Origin of the sequence: Moorena sp. SIO4G3 (assembly GCF_010692305.1) — a bacterium.
In the GTDB taxonomy this organism is placed as follows: domain Bacteria; phylum Cyanobacteriota; class Cyanobacteriia; order Cyanobacteriales; family Coleofasciculaceae; genus Moorena; species Moorena producens_A.
Genome location: NZ_JAAHIG010000043.1, coordinates 21,124 through 42,920, shown reverse-complemented (window position 1 = coordinate 42,920; position 21,797 = coordinate 21,124). Strand labels below are relative to the sequence as shown.

General features: G+C 43.5%; 19 protein-coding genes and 1 pseudogene. 9 read left to right on the top strand and 11 right to left on the bottom strand.

What is annotated here, in order from left to right; all coding sequences use genetic code 11:
- Positions 1–315: 315 nt before the first annotated feature.
- Positions 316–684, top strand: a complete 369-nt coding sequence (locus F6J99_RS11115; protein WP_293112976.1) for a Uma2 family endonuclease — start codon at positions 316–318, stop codon at positions 682–684.
- A 357-nt stretch (positions 685–1,041) separates the two neighbouring features.
- On the opposite strand, the gene era is transcribed toward F6J99_RS11115, so the two are convergent.
- Positions 1,042–2,061 (bottom strand): GTPase Era, encoded by a 1,020-nt coding sequence (gene era / locus F6J99_RS11110; protein WP_293112975.1) that lies wholly within the window; start codon positions 2,059–2,061, stop codon positions 1,042–1,044.
- 201 nt (positions 2,062–2,262) lie between these two features.
- Between era and F6J99_RS11105 the strand changes: the two genes are divergently transcribed.
- Both F6J99_RS11105 and F6J99_RS11100 read left to right on the top strand, forming a co-directional pair.
- Positions 2,263–4,140: a DUF3370 family protein gene (locus F6J99_RS11105; protein ID WP_293112974.1), complete on the top strand. Its 1,878-nt coding sequence runs from the start codon at positions 2,263–2,265 to the stop codon at positions 4,138–4,140.
- Between the two features lie 385 nt (positions 4,141–4,525).
- Positions 4,526–5,977, top strand: a complete 1,452-nt coding sequence (locus F6J99_RS11100; RefSeq protein WP_293112973.1) for a hypothetical protein — start codon at positions 4,526–4,528, stop codon at positions 5,975–5,977.
- Positions 5,978–6,169: 192 nt separating this feature from the next.
- On the opposite strand, the gene F6J99_RS11095 is transcribed toward F6J99_RS11100, so the two are convergent.
- Positions 6,170–7,462, bottom strand: a complete 1,293-nt coding sequence (locus tag F6J99_RS11095) for an RNA-guided endonuclease TnpB family protein (protein ID WP_083305381.1) — start codon at positions 7,460–7,462, stop codon at positions 6,170–6,172.
- A gap of 61 nt (positions 7,463–7,523) precedes the next feature.
- On the opposite strand from F6J99_RS11095, the gene F6J99_RS11090 reads away from it, so the two are divergent.
- The gene (locus F6J99_RS11090; protein WP_070395189.1) at positions 7,524–7,703 is read left to right on the top strand and encodes a hypothetical protein; all 180 of its coding nucleotides are present in this window, start codon (positions 7,524–7,526) and stop codon (positions 7,701–7,703) included.
- Positions 7,704–7,904: 201 nt separating this feature from the next.
- On the opposite strand, the gene gap is transcribed toward F6J99_RS11090, so the two are convergent.
- Positions 7,905–8,921: a type I glyceraldehyde-3-phosphate dehydrogenase gene (gene gap, locus F6J99_RS11085; RefSeq protein WP_293112972.1), complete on the bottom strand. Its 1,017-nt coding sequence runs from the start codon at positions 8,919–8,921 to the stop codon at positions 7,905–7,907.
- Between the two features lie 86 nt (positions 8,922–9,007).
- Between gap and F6J99_RS11080 the strand changes: the two genes are divergently transcribed.
- Together F6J99_RS11080 and F6J99_RS11075 are read left to right on the top strand one after the other, a co-directional pair.
- A complete protein-coding gene (locus tag F6J99_RS11080) occupies positions 9,008–9,133 on the top strand; it encodes a hypothetical protein (protein WP_267876404.1) in 126 nt (41 codons plus the stop codon).
- A 355-nt stretch (positions 9,134–9,488) separates the two neighbouring features.
- Complete coding sequence (locus F6J99_RS11075; RefSeq protein ID WP_293112971.1) at positions 9,489–10,490, top strand: 2-hydroxyacid dehydrogenase; 1,002 nt, start codon at positions 9,489–9,491, stop codon at positions 10,488–10,490.
- 233 nt (positions 10,491–10,723) lie between these two features.
- Here the strand turns inward: F6J99_RS11075 and F6J99_RS11070 are convergent, their stop codons facing one another.
- The 4 genes from F6J99_RS11070 to F6J99_RS11055 all read right to left on the bottom strand — a co-directional run bounded on the left by F6J99_RS11070 (position 10,724) and on the right by F6J99_RS11055 (position 16,369).
- A complete protein-coding gene (locus tag F6J99_RS11070; protein WP_293112970.1) occupies positions 10,724–11,941 on the bottom strand; it encodes a transposase in 1,218 nt (405 codons plus the stop codon).
- A gap of 106 nt (positions 11,942–12,047) precedes the next feature.
- Positions 12,048–13,088: a calcium-binding protein gene (locus F6J99_RS11065; RefSeq protein ID WP_293112969.1), complete on the bottom strand. Its 1,041-nt coding sequence runs from the start codon at positions 13,086–13,088 to the stop codon at positions 12,048–12,050.
- Positions 13,089–13,268: 180 nt separating this feature from the next.
- On the bottom strand, positions 13,269–13,931 hold the full coding sequence (locus tag F6J99_RS11060) for a YggS family pyridoxal phosphate-dependent enzyme (protein WP_293112968.1): 663 nt from the start codon (positions 13,929–13,931) through the stop codon (positions 13,269–13,271).
- A gap of 53 nt (positions 13,932–13,984) precedes the next feature.
- Positions 13,985–16,369, bottom strand: a complete 2,385-nt coding sequence (locus tag F6J99_RS11055) for a CHASE2 domain-containing serine/threonine-protein kinase (RefSeq protein WP_293112967.1) — start codon at positions 16,367–16,369, stop codon at positions 13,985–13,987.
- Positions 16,370–16,546: 177 nt separating this feature from the next.
- On the opposite strand from F6J99_RS11055, the gene F6J99_RS11050 reads away from it, so the two are divergent.
- On the top strand, positions 16,547–16,762 hold the full coding sequence (locus F6J99_RS11050; protein ID WP_293112966.1) for a hypothetical protein: 216 nt from the start codon (positions 16,547–16,549) through the stop codon (positions 16,760–16,762).
- Between the two features lie 422 nt (positions 16,763–17,184).
- On the opposite strand, the gene F6J99_RS11045 is transcribed toward F6J99_RS11050, so the two are convergent.
- The 3 genes from F6J99_RS11045 to F6J99_RS11035 form a co-directional block, all read right to left on the bottom strand.
- Positions 17,185–17,322, bottom strand: a complete 138-nt coding sequence (locus tag F6J99_RS11045; protein ID WP_070395194.1) for a photosystem II reaction center protein K — start codon at positions 17,320–17,322, stop codon at positions 17,185–17,187.
- A gap of 47 nt (positions 17,323–17,369) precedes the next feature.
- Positions 17,370–18,494: a tRNA guanosine(34) transglycosylase Tgt gene (tgt, locus tag F6J99_RS11040; protein ID WP_293112965.1), complete on the bottom strand. Its 1,125-nt coding sequence runs from the start codon at positions 18,492–18,494 to the stop codon at positions 17,370–17,372.
- A 195-nt stretch (positions 18,495–18,689) separates the two neighbouring features.
- Positions 18,690–19,142, bottom strand: a complete 453-nt coding sequence (locus tag F6J99_RS11035; protein ID WP_293112964.1) for a hypothetical protein — start codon at positions 19,140–19,142, stop codon at positions 18,690–18,692.
- A 496-nt stretch (positions 19,143–19,638) separates the two neighbouring features.
- Between F6J99_RS11035 and F6J99_RS11030 the strand changes: the two genes are divergently transcribed.
- Entirely contained in the window at positions 19,639–19,848 is a 210-nt protein-coding gene (locus tag F6J99_RS11030; RefSeq protein WP_293112963.1) for a hypothetical protein, read from the top strand.
- A 102-nt stretch (positions 19,849–19,950) separates the two neighbouring features.
- On the opposite strand, the gene F6J99_RS11025 is transcribed toward F6J99_RS11030, so the two are convergent.
- Entirely contained in the window at positions 19,951–21,297 is a 1,347-nt protein-coding gene (locus tag F6J99_RS11025) for a transposase (RefSeq protein WP_293112962.1), read from the bottom strand.
- An 80-nt stretch (positions 21,298–21,377) separates the two neighbouring features.
- On the opposite strand from F6J99_RS11025, the pseudogene tnpA reads away from it, so the two are divergent.
- Positions 21,378–21,779: pseudogene (tnpA, locus tag F6J99_RS11020) on the top strand (IS200/IS605 family transposase).
- The last annotated feature ends 18 nt before the right edge of the window (positions 21,780–21,797 follow it).

Sequence of the window (21,797 nt, the reverse complement as noted above, 5' to 3'; positions counted from 1 at the left end):
TTGACGGATAGCTAATTTTAGCGATGCAGCGCGGTCTTGGGGGTTTCCCCCATGAGCGACTGCATCAAGACAAGGCATGTCGAGGAACTAAGAATCCCCGTCCATAAGCGGGCGGGGAGTGTCAAACTGACTACAAGTATGAGCTTGTTAATCGAGAGCTTGTTGCTATGCCACCTGCTAGTGGACTACATGCCCTGATTATGCTTTTTTTATTCAAGCAATTTGATCCGGTGCGACCCCGCGCTTTTTCAAAGCTAAGCGTGAACGCGCACCAAGAGAAGAGAAATTGAGAGGGTTAGTGTAGATTGGGTTGTTATGCCTGGTAATCTTGGGGTTCGCACAGCTGAGAATAAATCTAGAATTCCTGATTTAGTCATTATCTCAGAAAATCAGCGGCAAGCTATCCGTTCCATGTCATCAGCGGTGCTGGAATCAGCACCACTACTAGCAGTAGAAATTGTCAGTGCAGGTAATCCCCAAGATGATTACCGCTACAAGCGTTCTGAATACGCAGTGCGGGAAGTGCCTGAATATTGGATTGTTGATCCAATAAAGTCTAAGGTCTCGGTTTTGCGTTTAGTTGATGGGTTTTATGATTTGACTGAATTTACAGGAAATAAAAAGATTGAATCAGAAACATTTCCCGAGTTAGCTTTGACAGTTGAACAAGTATTTGCCGTTTAGACTAATTGTTAAGGATGAAGTAGTAACTATAAAGTATTAATGCTGATTTTGCTCTTTAAAATATCCTGTTATCTGTCCCCTTTTTATATCAATCCTAGGTTAACATATCAACTAAAAAGGCTAGATATATAGAGTTTATAGGACTCATGAGGTACAGTCTTATTTGACGTTGATTCCCTTTTAGGTGCGCTTGACCCATTAAGAATTAAATTCGCCACGGGTCGCACCTCTTAATGCAGCCCATCCCTATTCCCTCTTATCTCTTCCCTGTTCCCTGTTCCCTGTTCCCTGTTCCCTAAAATTTATAAATTGTGTACCTCACAAGTCGTAGAATTGCTATATATAGCGTACTTACTATTACTTCTCCACCCGATATCCTAACTCTAATAACCGTAAGCGAGATTGTCGCCATTTCGGTTTTACTTTCACAAACAATTCCAGGTAAACTTGACCAGCAACTAACTTTTGAAGTTGCTGGCGGGCCGCAGTACCAATTTGTTTGAGCATAGTACCCTTTTTGCCAATTAAAATACCTTTTTGGGAGTCTCTCTCTACATTAATCGTAGCAAAAATACGGGTAATTTTTGGTTGCTCCTCCACTAAATCAATAGTAATAGCAACTGAGTGGGGTACTTCCTCACGAGTTAGAAGTAAGATTTGCTCTCGAATCAATTCCCCCATGATAAACCGTTCTGGCTGGTCAGTTAAGAAGTCAGGGGGATAATAATATGGCCCTGGTTCTAAGCATTCAATTAATTTCTGCTGCAATAGATCTAAGTGATCACCTGTTAGGGCAGAAAATTTGACGACTTCCCAGCCTTGAGCAGTAGCTAGTTTAGCGTAACTAGCATCAATTGATTTTCCCCTACTCTGGCGAGGTTGTATATCTGATTTGTTAACACCCAAAATTACTGGTGTCTTGGTATGGCTCAGTAGATCAACAATAAAGCGATCGCCTCCTCCCGCCTCCACTGTACTATCCACCACCAACAGCACCACATCCACTAACTCAATGGCTATTTGGGCGTTTTTCACCAATACCTTACCCAGTTGATGATGAGGTTTGTGAATCCCTGGCGTATCTACAAAAATCAACTGAGCTTCCGGTCTGGTCAAGATACCTCGCAGCCGATTTCGGGTGGTTTGAGCCACTGGCGAAGTGATGGCAATTTTTTGCCCTACCAGTTTATTCATCAGTGTGGATTTGCCCACATTCGGGCGTCCCACAATCGCCACAAAGCCAGACTTAAAGCCCTCTGGAGCAACCGGAATAGTTTCTATAACTGAGGACTTGATAACTTTTTCCTCTAGGTTATCTTGGGAAGAGTCTATGGTCGAATCCTCTTGTTGGTCTTGGATTTGAGAATTGTCAGTCATTGAACCAATCGTAGTTTTTATGGTTTTATTCTTAAATGTATGTTACCAACGTAGATAGGGACTATGTTGAGGATGTTGTTACATGGGATAACACCCCGGTTAATTGAGCAACAATATCAGAAATAGAACTGATCGTGGGCTTGAAATAAAAAATTCCAAGTTAGTTGCCCACACTAAAGCAGTTTAGACTACATACTACTGATGACCAATACCGCTACTTTCCCTGACCTGGAAAATCATTGGGCGAAAGATTGTATCAACCAACTGCGGGAGCGTAAGTTGGTCAGTGGTTACCCGGATGGTAAATTTCGTCCTAATTCTAGGATTACCCGTGCTGAGTTTGCTGTCTTAATGCTGAATGCGTTTCCCTCAGCGCCGATTCAACGAGGTGGTATTCGTTTTCTGGACGTACCTAGTAATCATTGGGCCAAGAATGTGATTCAAGATGCCTACAAGCGGAGATTTTTTTCGGGCTATCCTGGCAGACGATTTAAACCGAATGAGTCCATTTCTCGAGTGCAAGCGATCGCCGTTTTAGCAGGAGCCAAGAATTTCCCTATCCCGTCAGATCCCGATGGAACTATCAGACGGTATTTTACTGATGCTAGCCAGATTCCCCAATATGCTAAAAATGCGATCGCATCCGCAGCAATTAATACTATTGTGGTTAACTATCCCAATCTCAAACAGGTCAAGCCAAATCAGAGTGCTACCCGTGGTGAAGTAGCGGCTTTGCTGTGTCGGGCCTTAAACATCTATGCTGTTCCACCTCAGTATATTGCTGGAGTGGACGTTTCTCCTGATGATGTTCGTAGTTTACCAGGACAATTGGATCAGGTGCCTGTCTTTAATAGCAATAGTCCAGAACTAGTCAGAAGTGAGGGAATTTTGCTGTCTACGTTTTCACCGGAAGGGAAACAAGTTCCTTCTGGCCACCTTGACTATGGCTTTAATGGACGGTTTGATATTTTTACCCACCATATTGCTAGAGCAGAGACTCAGGCCGAAACCCATCCCCTTTACCAAGGATTGATAGTTTATAATCCCAATGACACACCTGTTACAGTGGAGGTCTTGCAAGGGGCGAGTTATCTGTCTACCCCAGATGCACCGTTTATCTCGTTGCCGGATATGGTGGATAATCCCAACGGTACAGTCTATGCTGGTCCTGGCAGTCGGACGATGAATGATGTACTCAGGGGAATTCTCCAAGAACTATTTCCCGCCAAACTGGTGCTGAAGGCAAAACAAAGCCAGATGTTAATGAATCAGCCAATTCCAGTTAAACGATCACCAGCTTCAAATGGTCGTTCTACCATGATGCGCTTACGGAGTGATGGAATGGTTTATCTGGCTAACTTAGCGATGAAAGCCCCTCGTGATGGCAATGGAAACTATCGGGAACCTACGGTAGCAGAATGGCAACACTTACTGGATACGGGTGGCTTAGCTCAACCCCGTGGACCGATACCCACTCCTCTCGAACCACCTCAAGAACCGACGGTGTTTGGTCGGGTGGCTGGTGTTTCCCAAGGTTCTAAATGGCAAGTGCTGATTCAAGATAATCCAAATGTTAACTATTTGAGTATTCCTCAGCTAGGGCAGGGATATTCTTATGTGCTGGGGACTCTACATCTGATTACTCTGAGTACAGGGCAAATTCAAAGTGCACCGATGTTAAGGCGCTATCCCGATACGGCATACTTTGCCCACAGTAATTATGGGGTAGAATACAATATAACTTTGCCATTGAAGAATACTACTAATCAACCCCAAACGGTGACGGTATCGCTGCAAACGCCATTGAAGGATGAGGGGGGTACTGATCGACTGCTGTTTTTGAACCCACTGGTTGAAAACGTGTTCTTTCGGGGTACACTCAGAATAAATTATGATGATGATGATCGAAAGGCTCAGACGCGCTATGTGCATTTAGTGCAGCGACGAGGACAGCCAGGGCATCCATTGGTGACGTTGAATTTAGCCCCTGAAGAAGTTAGGCAGCTAGAGGTGGATTTTCTCTATCCCCCGGATTCGACACCACCCCAGGTGCTGACAGTTCGGACTTTGGAGGGTTAGGAAAGTTGGAAATCGGCTCACAAATGCAAGGTCGCGATTGTGCGATCGCACGATCAAATATTGATCTCAATTCTAGTAGTCTGACGGATTTAGCCTGAATCTGCTATTGTTTAACGTTAGCAGCATACTGAACTTTATCAAAAATAGCTGATGCCAGCAAAAGCGATCAGTATTAACTATTTAGGAGTTTATTTATTGCTGACGAAGTTTTGCCTAAGATCATCAAACCAGCAGAAATGCTTACTCTAGATGATAGAGATGATCTAGTTACGGTAGCCAGTGCCTAGGGATATACCTAGAATTGCTGTCGGCACCAGAACAACTATATCACACTCAGGTTCCTTGATAACTGTTGCTAGATAACTATATGAGACGTTGAACACTTATGCCTTCTCAAACCTTTATCGTGCGTGCTCACACTCGTACGATTCATACCCGTCCAGTTACATTTTTTTGCCCGAAATGCAATCATATGACTACTCGTGAGTGCTATCCTGGTAAGCCTCCTAAATACTGTCTCGAATGTAGTCCGAGACGAAAACGTCAGCAAGATGAGCTGTATATACCCGAAAAGGGGATGTTCAAGCCAACACACAACTTGGTTAATCTTACCAATGGCCAGAAGACACCAGTATGTCTGGAGAAGTCTCCCCAAGCTGGGTGGCTTTTTGTGAGGACAGCCCTAGATTGGTTTAGCGGGGAAAGCATCATCAAGTATCACACAACTAAAGGGGTTTACAGCCAGGAGGTGCCGTTAGCAGATTATATCGTCGAAGCTCTCCCAGCTGACGAGGTCACCACAGCATTTCCATCAGCTACCTCTGGAACTAATAGACAAAAGAAGATTACTCCTGCTAAATCTTCATCAGAGCTAATTTTAGTAGAACCCTACAGTGTGAAGAAGATGTGCGATCGCTTCCGGTGCGGGGACAGGTTACTCAAGAGGATGCGCACTGACCCAAACTTCAGCCAGTGGAGTCGCTCTCGAGATCCCGAGGGCATCACTTGGGAGTATCGGCAAGGAAAATATTTTCCTTTAGTTGATCAGCTTAATCAGGTTAATCAAGAATCATCAGCCACCTCTGAACCTGAAATAGAGGATACTACCCCCACTACTAATGGGTTATCGCAAGGTTTTTTAGTAAAACCCTACAGTGTCAAACAGATCTGCGATCGCTTCCGTTGTGGGGACAGATTACTCAAGAGGATGCGCACTGAGCCCAACTTCAGCCAGTGGAGTCGCTCTCGTGATCCCGAGGGCATCACTTGGGAGTATCGGAAAGGAAAATATTTTCCTTTAGTTGATCAGCTTAATCAGGTTAATCAAGAATCATCAGACACCTTTGAACCTGAAATAGAGGATACTACTCCCACTACTAATGGGTTATCGCAAGGTTTTTTAGTAAAACCCTACAGTGTCAAACAGATGTGCGATCGCTTCCGGTGCGGGGATAGGTTACTCAAGAGGATGCGCACTGAGCCCAACTTCAGCCAGTGGAGTCGCTCTCGGGATCCCGAGGGCATCACTTGGGAGTATCGGCAAGGAAAATATTTTCCTTTAGTTGATCAGCTTAATCAGGTTAATCAAGAATCATCAGCCACCTTTGAACCTGATAGCGATGAGACTACTGCCACCACTAATGGGTCATCCCAGAGTATTTCAGTAGAACCCTACAGTGTCAAACAAATGTGCGATCGCTTCCGTTGTGGGGACAGGTTACTCAAGAGGATGCGCACTGAGCCAAACTTCAGTCAGTGGAGTCGCTCTCGGGATCCCGAGGGCATAACTTGGGAGTATCGGCAAGGAAAATACTTTCCTTTACTTAATCACCAATAATTCATTAATCTCAAACCGACTCAGCAGATGCGAACGCGCCCCGCGTGACCTACGGTCAATCGCATCTGCTTTTCTATTTCACCGGATACGAGAAATTGAACTCTCCCTGGCTTGAAAGCACAGGGATTCTAAGCGGATTTCACTTCGCGGGTTAAAACCGCGCTTGGTGCGCTTTCCGTTTGAAGAATTAAATTACGGGGTCGCACCTCTGCGTGAAGTTGCTTCACGATACGATTTAGAAAGTGAATCTAATCTGTATCGTTGTGGCAGGCTCAAAACTGCTCTACAGACCTTGGCTAGGGGAAACCCTAGCTGTGTCTCTACTTTCCTGAGGATGTTACCAGCCCCATTACAGTCGGCGTTAATTAATTCACCTTTTCGAGACCTATAAAGTCCACGCTTTACTCGCCTTCCAGATTCTTTCCACCCCTTGGGTTTCCCACCAAGCGTAGGTAGAAAATCATTATCTAGAAAACTTGCCTTGCTGGTATAGCTCTCTTCAGTCTCAATAAATTTAATACCGTACTCAATACATAGCTGCTCAATTCTATTTTTTAATTTAGCGGTAGGGATTTGAACAAATTGCTGATTATTTTTCTTCCCAATATTGATACCATCTTTATTCCTTTTGTTCCAACCGAAAACGACTATACTGATTTGATGTCTTATACACCAGTTAACAACAAATCTAGCCGCTTTGTTCACGTTGTCGCGCATTTGACAGTTGCGTCTTTCAGTCAGAGATGCTAGTTTTTCATCCCAATAGTCCCATTGTTTACCTTTTTTGATTGCAGATACTCGCTTATTGTACCACTGGTTTTGTGACTTGACTTTTCTGCCATCTACGATAAAAGATTTTCCAATATTAGAAACGCAAGTTAACCAGTTATTGAGGCCGGGGTCGATACCTAATACATTCTCTGTAGGTGTTACCGGCTTTGGTTTTGGTCGCTCGTATACAAACTCCAGATAAAAACAGCCATTCCTGGGGACAAAACGATACTCTTTAATTGACTTGAAGTCTATATTGGATGGCATAGGTAGTAGAAAGTGATCAATGCCAAACCAGGCTTTAACTTGCTTTCCCAGGGTAAATTTGAGTTGACCTTTTACCAGCTTTACCCAGCGGGCAGGATAGCTAACTACAGATAACCCTCCTTTCTTACGATACTTTGGAACTCTAGGCTTATCTGTCAATTGCCCTTTGTCATACTTTTTCTTGAGAGCTTTGTAAGACTTGAAAGACTCAATGACTCCGTGTAAAGTTTGTTGAGCACATGCAGATCTTAATGCCCTGAAGTGGACATTTGTCTTCATTATCTTATCCAGTTCCGCGTTGTTAAGGTATTTGCCAACCTTAAACAACATTTGACGGCAATAATATAAGCCACAATTTGTTAACTTGTTGGCTTCCGAACAGATGAACTCTATGAATGCTTGATTCTCAGTCGTTGTAGTTATTAGGTGCTGCTGACATCCGTACATTCTATCGACCTTTTGTTGTGCTACATTAATTATATACCCTGATAATTAATGTGTCAAGCAAATGCCAGAAAAAATCAAGAAAAAAGTGGGAAGACCGAGCTTGCATGGTGTGCGAAAAAAATCCTATAGTGTAATGACTACAGAAACGGCCTGGAATGGACTAAAAGAAATGGCTAAAGAAGCCAATTTAAGCCTTTCTGAATTTCTAGAAACTTTGGGTAGGACAAAGCAGCTCCCATGACACGAGAGCCGGTATAAATACCGGTACGCTCCCCGGCCACCCAATAAATTAGGTGGCTAACTCTCGCTTGTTACTCCTGTGTTTGGTCTTTCCCAACTTGCGGTCTCTTCCAGTCTGTTCTCCCTCTTCCCCTTCTGCGGGTTCTAGTCAGGGAAAGTAGTTACTGATTTTTCCTTTCCCTGGGCTAGCTGCTATTTACCCCTAACCTTTAGCTGCCATAGATAACATCAGGTCAATCATGCGGTTAGAGTAACCCCACTCATTGTCGTACCAACAGACAACTTTAAAGAAATTAGAATTAAGTTCCATTCCCGCTCCAGCATCGAAAATGCTTGAATGAGGGTCGCCTTGAAAATCGGTGGACACCACTGGCTCCTCTGTATAACCCAAAATTCCTTTCATCGCCCCAACTGACGCTGCCTTCATTGCTGCACAAATCTCTGGGTAGCTGGTTGCCTTTTGAGTCCTGAAGGTCAAATCTACCACTGATACATCCGGTGTTGGTACCCGTAATGCCATCCCCGTGAGTTTACCTTTCAGTTCCGGTAACACTAGCGTGACAGCTTTGGCCGCACCCGTAGAAGCGGGGATAATGTTCTGAGCAGCACTTCGCCCCCCCCGAAAGTCTTTCTTGCTTGGACCATCTACCGTTGGCTGGGTAGCAGTCATGGCATGGACCGTAGTCATTAACCCTTCCGCTAGCCCAAAATTGTCATTAATCACTTTAGCAATGGGAGCAAGACAGTTAGTTGTGCAACTGGCATTGGAAACGATACTATCTTTAGCCGGGTCATAGGTATCGTGATTGACACCCATCAACAGGGTGGGAACCAAATCAGGGTTTTTAGTCGGAGCAGAGATTACCACCCGCTTCGCTCCCGCTTGTAAATGCTTAGATGCCCCATCATAGGTGGTAAATAGACCCGTAGATTCTACTACATATTCCACACCGAGTTTCGTCCAAGGCAGTTCCTCTGGGTTTTTAATTGAGACACAGGGGATTTTATTGCCATTGACCACAATTCCATCAGCTTCAGCTTCTACGGTACCCTTGAAACGACCATGGGTTGAGTCGTATTTGAGTAAATAGGCGATAGTCTGTGGTGGAACTAGGTCATTAATGCCCAGCACTTCGATTTCTGGGTAGTTGAGGGCAGCACGGAATACGAGTCGTCCGATACGACCAAATCCATTGATACCCACTTTGACAGTTGCCATGGACAAATCTCCTTTAAGAGGTTTACAAATTTACGTTTTTCGATAATTAATAATCCTCATCCAGCGATGCAGAGGTGCGACCCGTGATGGCGAACGCGCCCCGCGTGACCTACGGTCAAGGCATTGCTCGCCATCACGGAAAACGCACCATTACGGTCTTGGAGAAACTCCCATTCGCTTTCTGCATCAAAACAATGTCATCCAATCGGTAAGATTAATTCTTCCTGTGTTGTTGACAGCTGGGAGCATCAAAACTATCATGAACGGATTGCAAAGCAACCAGATGTGACTCAATGATTTTTGCTAGGCATCCAAGCTATTGTTTATAGCTCACTCTACTCATTATTTGTTAATCCTTTAACTTAATTTAAGACTGTGGTAATTGGTATCAATCTCTACCACTGCTCTGTGTTAAACTTCCTTCAAAGAAATAAAAGAGAAGGTAAGCATTTACATGACCCCTGATAGCTGACTGTTAAATGCTTACCAGAGAATTAACCTTTTCTTTAAACCTAGTCTTTAAATTTTTATCTACAATTTAATTAAGCTGGTTTTGGCATTACATCTATGAAAGTCGCTGTCTTTAGTACCAAAGTCTACGACCGACAGTTTCTGGAAGCTGTTAATTCCCAATATGGTCATGAATTAACTTTTTTTGAACCGCACCTCGATACTCAAACGACTATTTTGGCATCAGGATGTCCAGCAGTATGCGTTTTTGTTAATGATTCCCTCAACGGACAAGTGTTGGAAAAGCTGGCGGAACAGGGAACTCGTCTGATTGCTCTACGCTGTGCTGGTTTTAATAATGTGGATGTCACAAAAGCGACAGAATTGGACATGACAGTAGTGCGTGTTCCGGCTTACTCCCCCTATGCGATCGCTGAACATACCATTGGCTTAATGCTAGCCCTGAATCGCAAGATACATCGTGCTTATTCTCGAGTACGAGAAGGAAATTTTTCCCTAGATGGACTCTTGGGATTCGATATGCATGGTCGAACTGTAGGCATCGTGGGAACTGGTAAAATTGGTGTTATCGTAGCCCAAATTCTCACTGGTATGGGGTGTCAATTAGTTGCATATGATCCCTATCCAAACCCGGAGTGTCAAGCTTTAGGAGTCAAGTATGTAGAGCTAGCTGAACTCTTTGCTATCTCTGATATTGTCACCCTACATTGTCCCTTAACTACTGAAAACTATCATCTGATTAATTCCGAAGCTCTAGAGCAGATGAAACCAGGTGTGATGCTAATTAATACTAGTCGAGGGGGATTGATTGATACCAAAGCCATTATTGGTGCCCTGAAGTCCAAGAAAATTGGCTATATCGCTCTGGATGTCTATGAGGGAGAATCTGACTTGTTTTTTGAGGATTTGTCCAATGAAGTCATTCAAGATGATATTTTTCAACGTTTACTAACATTTCCTAATGTAATCATTACTGCTCATCAAGCTTTTTTAACTGAAGATGCCCTCCATAACATTGCTGAAACTACACTCTCTAATATTAGCAACTTTGAGAAAGGTCTTCCTTGTCCAAATAAAATTATTATTAATAGGGAATAGGGCATAATATCAAATTAGCTTGAATCCCAAACCTTAACAACTAGTGACCTCGGCAAAATTCAATCAAAATTTTAGTAATTGGTAATCCTAATCTAATTACCAATTATCAATTACCAATTACTAAATTGGCCTAAAACGCACTAGGAGGAGGGGGAACAAAGGAACGAGGAGGGAAGACTTTTGACATCCTCCCGCCGCTAACCCTACGGGTATAGCGGGGGATTCCCATATCGCTATGAGGGTTTCCTCTTTCGACGAGTTCCCTTACTTAGCGGTGTTTCCACTGCTAGGCAGAGAGGATTCTCTCCAGAGGCGTGACTTTCCCTGTGCCCCAGGGTAGTTTTTAATTGCTCCAATGCAGCAGACAGGATATTGATTGCAGCGTTCTCATCTCGGTCACCTATATAACTGCAATGAGGACAATTGTGAGTCCTGGTGCTTAATGTTTTGACCACTTTCTCACCACAACTAGAGCAGTTTTGAGAAGTATATTTTGGGTCAACAGCAATCACTTTCACTCCATAAATGCTCCCAAAATACTCTAGCCATTCTCGGAATTTGTACCAAGCTGCATCATTAATTGATTTAGCTAAACAGTGGTTTTTCACCATATTACGAACTTTGAGGTTTTCAATCGCTACCAAGTCGTTGGACTGTATGACGCGCTGGGCTAACTTACATACCCAATCGTTACGTCTGCGGGAAACCTTAAGATGCGCTCTTCCCAATCGATTCCTAGCTTTAGTACGGTTACTACTGCCTTTTTCGGTTCGAGATAAACGTCGTTGGAGTTTCTTGATACGTCGTTCACCTTTTCTTAAAAACCTTGGGTTATCAACTTTATTGCCAAAAGAATCTGTGTAGAAATGGTTTAAACCAACATCTATTCCAATTTGTTTGTTACATAGTTTTTTCGTCTCTTTCCTTGAGTGGTTGATTAGGAATTGGACATAGTAGCCATCATGTCGCCGAACTACTCGTACTCGTTTAATCTGTTTCAGTTGATAGTAGTGAAGGTCACGGCTACCCCACAGCCTAAATGTTCCCGCTTGGAACTTGTCTGAAAAGGTTAAGTACTTACGGTCATTGGATAGTTTCCAGCCGGAAGTTTTGTACTCCACTGACGCCCTTACCTGATACTTTTTAAACTTTGGATACCCCTTTTTTCCTTTAATTTTTGCCTTGCAGTTTAAAAAGAAGCGCTCGATGGCCGCCCATGCTCTTTCGGCGTGGGCTTGTCTTGCTTGCGAGTTTAACTGCTTTGCCCAAGGGAACTCTGGATTATCTGCTAAAACCTTACAATATTTGTAGGCTTCGTTGCGGCTGTTTACTTCCCTGTTAATCCACGCTCTGATGATACTGTTACGAATGAAACGCCCAGTACGAATAGCTTCATCAAGCCGCCCGTACTGTTGTTTAGTTCCTTCCAGTTTCATCTCGTAGATCAACATGGTCAATCCATTGCTGCCTATTTAATTTATTCTAGCAATAAACCCTGGCGTCGTCATTCATCTCACACCAAATCGAACGCGCCCCGCGTCGGGCAAAGCCCGTAGATTATGGTGTGAGCCTTCTGCCGACATTAGGTAAATCAATATGCTGCTCTGGACTGAAATCAAGACCTGCTTGTAGTTGAGCAAATTGTCGCTCTTCAAAGGACAGAGCACCTGTAGTTTTATTGTAGGAGATTTGATCAATATCAAGTTCCCCAAAACTAACAATTTCAATCCTGTCTCCCTGTTGGACATTGAAATCGGTAATCCTGTCAATTCCGCTTTCCGGTCGTGGAACTTCCGAGTCAGAGTTCCTCGACAATAGGGAACTATCAGTTATGTTGATTCCCGTTGAAGGTTGTAGCGGTTGTGATGAAGGGATTGAAGGGGGAAAGATGGGTAATGGACGATTTCTAAATGTGAACTGAAAGATATCAGCTCCATGACCACCAGTCAGGGTATCGCTACCGTTGCCACCTACTAGAGAATCATCACCATTCCCACCAATTAGATAATCATTCCCGCCACCAAAGACATTTTGATCATCACCATCACCAATTAGGGTATCATTGCCAGTGCCACCAATGAGAGTATCACTGCTACCACCACCTTCGAGGATGTCATTGCCGTCTCCACCATCAAGGATGTCACTACCTGGATTATAGTTTATGGGAATTCCAGTCAAACGCCTACGAACATCACCTAAAAGGGAATCATCACCAGCTCCGCCTTTTAGGACATCATTCCCATCTGCTCCGTTGAGAGTGTCATTTCCTGTTCCACCATCGAGGAAATCATGATCAGATGTCTGTTTAACCTCAAACAAATTCAATCCAAAGCTAGGACCGGGTCCACCAGTAAGGACATCATTCCCTGAGCCACCAATCAGGGTATCATTACCCTCTCCACCATCGAGAGTATCCGAATCCTCCTCCCCTTCAAGACGGTCATTACCTCCTCGACCATTGAGAATATCATCCCCAGCTCTACCTTTGAGGGTATCATTCTGTGAGCCACCGTTGAGAGTATCGTTGCCACTGCCACCTATGAGAATTACACTAGTATTTGTAGTATTTGTTTCCAAGTCCACTTTCAAGTTAAACATTTCTTCGAGCACCTATTCCTATCCAACTCCGACCTCCTTTATTGTCTGGTGTTAGGTATGGTAAGGCTAGCCAATTTGGCAGTATTTAGCCAATTTGACCGATTTATTGGTGCCCGTTGACGCTTGTCGGGAAACCCGACCTGGGTCGCACCGCAAAATACCGTTAAAAATGCTCAATAACTATTGACGTTTTCCGAAAATTTTGCTCCCTAGGCGAATCATCGTTGCCCCTGCTTGAATAGCCTGCAAATAATCTCCCGACATTCCCATTGACACTTCTTTTAAGTTTAACTGAGTTGTTTGATTAAGCTGTTCCTTGAATTTAGCAACTGCTACAAATGCATCAAAAATTTCAACTTCCGATAACCCCAAGGGAAGAATTGTCATTAACCCTTGAATATCTAAGGAATCGCAAGCTTCCAATTCTGGTAATGTTTCTAATAACTGCTCAACAGACCAACCATATTTATTAGGATCGGGCAATATCTTGATTTGTAAACAAACCTTAAGTCGTTTATCTAACTCATTAGCTCGCCGATTTAAACTCTGGGCTAATTTTAAATCATCAACGGAATGGATCCAGTCCATTTTTTGAACAGCAAGTTTTGTTTTATTCTTTTGTAAGTGACCGATAAAATGCCAGGAAATATCTTCTAAATCTTGTAACTGTTCCTGCTTAGCACAAGCCTCTTGCAAGCGATTTTCTCCAAAATCCCGAATTCCCGCATTATAGGCTTCCCGCATTTTGTCTACAGATACGGTTTTGCTAACTGCAATTAAACGGACATTAGGTTTTAACTGTTGACGAATCTGCTGGATATTATCAGTAATAGGTGTAGTCATAGTTGAAGGTATTGTTTCCATTGTCTTCCCTATTCCCTTTTTCCTCCATACCTTTAACCACCAATCACTTTGGACAAATCTTGCAGGATTACCTCAGCTGACTGGTATCTATCAGCGAAATGATAGCTTACCATCTTTTCTATAATTTGGGCAAATTCTTCAGGTACATCTGCCAGGTTGCGCCAGATCACTTCACCAGTTTCTGGGGAAATGGGCAAATGATAGGGACGAATTCCAGTTAATCCTTGAATCCCAATCATACCTAAAGCATAAATATCACTATTGAAACTGGGGTGTCCCGCTAATTGCTCTGGTGGGGCATAACCACGAGAGCCAATGGCAACCGTATCATTTTTTTCCTGACTTTGCTCTGGGCTTTTAATCTGTTTAACTGCTCCGAAGTCAATTAGTACCAGTTGACCATCAGTTTGACGACGGATAATATTGCCAGGTTTGATATCCCGGTGGATGACGCCGTATTTGTGGATAAAGACGAGAATTTCTAAAATATCTTTCAGTATATCTGCGACTTTCTTCACTCCAAGCCGTTTATCTACTGGTAATTCGTCACTAAGGGACTGACCGGGAATATATTCTTCCACTAAGTAAAATACTTGATCTTCTTCAAAATAAGCTAGTAGTCGAGGAATCTTTAAATGATTACCCAAAATTTCTAATATGTCTGCTTCAGTGCTGAATAGGCGTCTGGCAATTTTCAAGAATTGCGGATCGCTACGAGCCGGTTTCAATTGCTTGACCACACACTGGGGTGAACCAGGTCGCTGAGTATCTTCTGCTAGATGGACTAGACCAAACCCACCCGAACCGAGAACACGCTTGGTTTGGTAGCGTCCAGCTAGGAGGTTATTTTGGGGTCGGTACTCTACCGATGTGCCATCAGAGTCTGCACCTGCTGTTGGGTTCCAAATTGCTGTGGCATCTTCTTGAGATAAATCGGTTTGTGGTATCGGTATAGTTTTGGTGTTAGCGCTGGAGGTGGTTTCGTTTTTTTCCTTCAACAACGCCTGTAACAGGGCTAAGTTCTGTTCCTGTTCTTGAGCTTTTGCTTCAATTTTGCGGCGCTCTTGCTCTGCTTTTATGCTCTCCTGTTTAGCTTTGTAACCGGTGTAAGTCATTACACCAGTACCCGAAAGGATTAATGCCAACGCAGGTGCCACGACAGGTATCCATCCTGAGTTGAGAAATAGCAGGTAGGATGTTCCTAGCAAAATACCTAAAGCAATACTCTCAGACATTACTAACTGTCGAGTGTTGCGGCTTACCCCAACTAACAGGCCCCCGATTAGTGTCCAACCCCAAATCCACAAGCCTTCTGTCCACTCAGACCAAAACCAAAACTGTCCTCTTCTCTCTCCAAGTGCGCCACTGAGCAGTTGACTCACGATTTGACCATGTATCATGACTCCTTGCATATGCTTGCTTTCTTTTTGAGCAAAACTGTAGGGTGTTAAGAAGTCATCATTTTTAATACTAGGAGCATTCATACCGATTAGGACAATCCGGTCTTTGACCAAGTCCGGTTCAATCTCCTCATTGAGAACCTTACTTAAGGTAACGGTATCGGCAAGGTGATCAGCAGAGCGGTAATTCAATAAAATTTGGTAGCCTCCCGTATCTCCCTTTTGGTAACCTCCAGCAGTAGGAGATATCTTGTTATAGACTGTTTTTCCTAGCTTCATCTGTTTTGGGGAGATGTTTTCGGGCTCGATTCCCCGCTGTTCCAAATAGCTTCGCGCTAACTGAAAGCCAAATGCTAATCTGGTGCTGCAACCTGGGATGCTGGTATTCTCAAAATATAATGGAGCCCGCCGGACGATTCCATCGGGGTCTTCAAGTAGATTAACAAAGCCGACACGATGCTGAGAAATCTTTGGGGGGGCTGGAACACTGGATGCTTCTGATTGACCCCGATAGCAAATTGGGATTATGCGATCGCTACTTTGCAGTAGTTCATTAAATTCAGCATTACCCGGTCCTACCGGACTGTCTCGAAAGATATCCACACCAATAACGGCGGGTTTATGTTGCTCCAGCTTCTGTAATACCTCATACATTACAGCATCTTTGATTGAAGACCCTCCTGGAGCTGTTGTGCCTTTTAAATCTGGCTCAGTCACCTCTACTACTAAGATGCGGTCATCGGGAGGTAAAGCTGGTCGCAGCTCTATCATCCGGTCGAAAGCCTTTAACTCAAAAAACTGTAACATTCCTAGGTGCTTAGACCCTAGCATTAAACCAGTTACGGCCAAACTCGCTACCAATGCTGGGTTTATCCCAACATATTTTCCCAAGCGTTTCAGCCGCGACCAAGTTTTCGCCGGTTTTGGTGGCGGGGGGGAGGGATTTTCCTCTTGGGGGCTAAGTTTTGATTTGTTTGGTGACTCTTCTGTCGCCACTTTTACCAGCTGAGCACTCATATATAATATTTATCACTAGAAACTATCACCCTTGATGTTCACCCTTGATAATTCTATAAATAATACGATCAACGGTTCGATCACCCTGTAGAGTAGTGACTCATTCCTTGATTCAATGCCCTGACCTAAGTTGGAAAGGTTGCTCTTAGTATTTTCCCGATCGATTTAGGAAAAGCAATGGAAGCCTTGTTGCTTACACTACCATTTTGCTTTTTCCTGGGCTTGGAAGCAAGTCGTGCTTATTCTGTCAAGCTATCAATCGGATTATCTGAAATTTTTCTTCAACTTCGCCGTGGTCAACCACTATACATGCCAATTATTATTGATGCCCACCTGATTCATATATTGGCTAATTCCACGTTGATAGTTTTGAGAGCAAAAACTGGCACTTAGCTTATACAAACAGCTTTCTGTATTTTAGCTTAACAATCAGTGGATAGTATGTATCCCAGATATCGGCAAGCTTTACTACTCACAGGATACCCTACTACGAACGTTCCTGTTTTTGATTGCTTTATCCACACTATTCGGTTCAATCCCTGGTTGATATTTCCTACAGGCGCACTACTAATCTACACTATCATCAACCCTGCCAACTGATCATCCCACCATGACCTAAGTGGTTCATAGGTGGGATGAATCGTAGGGCTTATTGATTACGTAGTCTTTCTCACAGACAAACGTTGGTCAGGTATTGAGCTTACTCACCTTCTGACACAACTAGCGAGATTTTTGGTAGATATGTCTAAATTTGTTGATATTTATCGATAAAACCAACCCCTAGAGCCAAACAGGTTTTCTAGCGCGGGAGAAGTTTACCGGAAACCCACGGCGGCTTGCCAGACAAAGGCTAGCAGCAAGAAGAACACAGGGATGACTGGTAGAACGTCCACCACTGGACCAAAAATAGAGTAAGCTTCGGGTAATGTTCCTAACACGAGTGCAGCTTCCATATCTTAAATCTTCCTTTTCAACACAGATTTAATAATTGACATGTATCTTAACATGAAGTGAACAGCCAACGAGCAAATTGTGTAGTGAATTGATCACTTAAGATGGCTGCCCTGATCGCTTGAGTAAACCGAATTAGCTCAGTCACATTGTGGTGAGAGAGTAACATATAGCCTAGAGATTCACGCGATCGCACTAAATGGTTCAGATAAGCACGACTGAAATTCTGACAGCAATAGCAAGGACAAGTGGCATCTAAGGGGGAAAAATCTTCCCGAAACCGGGCATTTTTCAAGTTCCAGCGTTCCCCCTGCACTAAAGCGCTACCATGACGTCCCAGGCGAGTGGGAATAACGCAGTCAAACAAGTCTATGCCAGATGCGATCGCTAAAACCATTTCCCTGTAGGTACCGACCCCCATCAGATAACGAGGCTTATGCCATGGCAGTAATGGAGCGGTTGTCTCGACAATTTGGTGAATCAATTCAGCTGGTTCCCCCACACTGACACCACCAATGGCATAACCTGGTAAATCCAACCCGACCAATGATTCGGCAGCCAAGACACGCAAATCTAGGTACACCCCACCCTGAACTATACCAAACAGAGCTTGTTCATCGGGGCGATTGTGGGCAACAATACAGCGTTTGAGCCAGCGATAGGTTCGTTGAGTTGCTAATTCTACCTCAGTTCGCTCAGCTGGATAGGGGGGACACTCATCAAATGCCATGATCACATCTGCTCCCAAGGCATGCTGAATTTCCATACACCGTTCTGGGGTTATATCAATCATCCGCCCATCCCGAGGAGATTTAAACCTCACCCCCTCTTCAGTAATAGTACGGAGCTGACTCAAGCTAAACACCTGAAAGCCACCAGAATCAGTCAAGATTGGTCCGTTCCAACCCATAAATCGATGCAGCCCACCGGCTTTTTTAATGATGGCTTCTCCTGGTTGCAGATGGAGATGATAGGTATTAGCCAAAACCATTTGGGCCCCAGCTACCTCTAACTGGGCTGGTGTTAGAGTTTTTACCGTTGCTAGGGTGCCTACTGGCATAAACCTGGGAGTTTCCACCACACCATGGGGGGTCACAAACACCCCAGCTCTTGCTTTAGTGTGGCTACAGGAAGCCTGACATTGAAATGAAAAATTATTTTTCTGTTGATTCAAGTTGATCTAGGTCTTGAAATATCGTTAACTAGACGATAGCGTCTAATTCAGTTAACCCAGGTCAAGCTCTTGCGTCTTCGATATTGTGTATTCGATGCATCCAACTTGGAGCAAGCCAATACTTAGTACCCTGGAATTTGATTAATCAATCTGTAACTTGTAACCTGTAACCTTCTAACCTTCTAACCTTCTAACCTAAAAAGGACAATCTCCATCATCATCAATTTGCACATCCCATTTTGCGCTTAGAACCTGTGTGACCATAGCTTCAAGGGCTTCCGCCTGAAGTTGCTCAACACACTCTTGTTGTAAAGGATTCAACAGGGGAATCAGTCGCAACTGACGATTTTCGTGAATTAGGTCAAAGTATGCTTCTTGCTCTGGAGACTGACTCAGTTGTAAATAGTCAAAACTATGGACATTGATGTAAAGTGTCCGATTGGCAATCAGGGTGGAGCAATGGGGATCAGCAAATACTTCCTGAACTAACCCTTCCCCCTGGTTCTTTAGCTGACCATCTAGAGTGTGGATGTAACGGACGCAACCTAAATCACCAAGCAAGCGTTTCATATCTCGCTTGTTGATGATAATGCCAGTTTCAATGATGCAAGGAGCTGGGAGTTGGTGTCGAGATTGGTGGTGACTCATGGATAAAAGCCTATAATGCTTTTCAGGGCTGATATTGACATGCAACTGGTTAATTTAATTGATTGGCGAGGCAACCCTAAAGGTGAAACCAATTGATGAGAACACAGCTACGGCAACGGGTTAAAACCAACAATAAAGGTTAATAGTGTTAGGTTTTGGGTTTTGGGTTAGGTGTTAGGTGTTGGGTTAATGGTTATCGTACTTAATACCTAATCTAAGCATGCTTAATGGTTAATACAAGGGTATAAGCGTGTAAGGGTATAAGCGTGTAAGCGTCTTTGCTTGCCTAGTAAGGACCAACAGATAATTCCAATAGATCCAGGGGATAATCTCTGTTAGGTGTTTATCTTTAAATAGTTCATAGTCAACTAGTCAAATCTAGACAACTAGATTACTCCTTTTTAAGGTTTTACCCTTATTGAGTGAACACCAACAGCTTGAGCGCCTAAATAGGATCAACCCATTGCTAACTACTTTTTCTTGATGCAGTCGCGCTATGGGGAGGAACTGTGTGGCTCACATGGGAGCACCTTATAAGTCCCGTGGAAACCAAGGCAGTTGCTCATGGGGGAGACCCCCGCAGGTCGGCACTGGCTCCCCTTTAGTGGCGCTGCATCGCTTCTACCAAGGAATGTTGATTGAGCCGTTTTGGTCGGCACGAACTAACTATATTAGCAGCCCGTTGCTGTTGAGACCTAAGCCATAGGGTGAGGTAACTTGCTGCTTATAACAACAGCTTATGACACAATACTATCTCAATCTTTCGATGGTGCTCAAAGGAAAATTCAATAAATTTCTGTAACAGCAGTTACCCTTGACACTCCCCGGTCATTATACGCGGGGATTCTGCTGACAGGGTAGAATTGGGTAGCTGCCACAATCTAACCCTCGCTACGGTCGTCAAATGCCGTCTACTCAGTCGGCCTAGGTTGATTCCTAGCTTTCTGGCTACTTTGCGCATAATGTTTGCGCTACCATTGAGGTCTGCATTCACAAGAGATCTATCGCCGGTACGGTAAAGACCACGCTTAACTCGTTTCCCTGATGCTTTCCACCCGTCTGGCTTTTTTCCAAACTTTGGCAGGGAGTCTCCATCAAGGAAGCTAGCCTTGCTTGTATAGGCTTCTTCGGTTATCTCTAGCCTGATGTTGTGCAGATCGCACAGTTGAGATAGTCTATCTTTTAATTTACCAAGGGGTATTTGAACGAACTCTTGATTATTTAGTCGCCCCATATTGGCATTTTTCTTAAATCCCTGGTTCCACCCTAGGACAATAGTCTTAATACCATTCCTGAGACAGTGTTTTATTATTATCTGAGCCGCTTTGTTTATACCGTCTCTTATGCGGTGGTTACGCTGGCGAGTCACCCGATCAAGCCAGCTATCCCAGTACTTTTGAGGCTTGCCCTCTTTTCTGGTTGACACTTGTTTATTCCAATACTGATTGAAAGCTTTCATAGCTCTGGAATCAATCAAGAAGGAATTACCCAAGGTATCAATACATGCAGCTAAGTTATCAGAAGTTCCCAAGTCTATGCTCAGTGCTTCATTCTCTTCACTGGATAAAGGCTCTTGAGCTGGTATTTCATAGGAGACTTCCAGATAGAATGCTCCATTTTTTGGGAGAATAGTCCATTCCTTTATTTTTATGCCTTCTAGATTACTAGGGAAGGTAAGAAAGAAGCTCTTGACTCCAAACCAACGTCTCACGGTTAGCCCTAAAGAAAAATGAACTTGGTTGTTGATTCTTTTGGGTTTTTGTCCGCCAGAATTAGGATAAGCGACTTTAAACAGCTTAGAGCCTTTTAAATACTTAGGAGGTCTAGGCTTGTCTTCTAGCTTCCCCTTAAACCATGATTCTTTGAGCTTTTTGTAAGACTTAAAAGCCTCTGTCACACTTAGTAATGTTTGTTGAGCAGGAGTAGAGGGAAGTGACTTGGCAATCTGTGTCTTACCTACGCTTTCCTCGTAGATCAAGTCAAACTTTCCAGTTAATATTTTTCCGGTTTTAAAAAAGGTTTGGCGAGCAAAGTAAACTGCCATGTTGTAGAGCTTGCCGGACTGTTCACACAAGTAAGTCAGTATAGCCTTCGTTTCCTTGTCGGGGTCCAGTAATATCTGCTGTACACCCATTTTATTCTTGGTATTAGCCATTATCGACCTCTGCTGGCTTATTGTCATTGCCTCTATTATAAGCTACATTAAAATCGACAGTCAACAGATAAAATAAATTGATAAAAAAACCTTTTGAGTACAGGCACTACAACCACGCGGTCGGGTTATGTGTAGTACATTTGGTGTGGATACCGAAAAGGATAAAAAAAGTCTTGGTTGGAGAGATCAGCGACAGAATTTACGAGATATTTGCGGAAATAGCTCTAGAAAAGAACTGGAACATCAAAGCTCTTGAAGTAGCTCCATATCATGTAAATTTATTTGTATAAATTTACCCTACAGATGCTATATACCAAGTAGTCAGAGCTTTTAAGGGCAGAAGTGCCAACTATTTAAGAAATGAGTTTCCTGTACTCAAAAAACTTCCATCTCTTTGGACAAATAGCTACTTTTTTTCTACAGCCGGTAAGGTTAGCGCTGAAACCATTCAAAGGTACATCAACGACCCTCACCACGGTTGAGTTCCTAGGTGGCTTTAG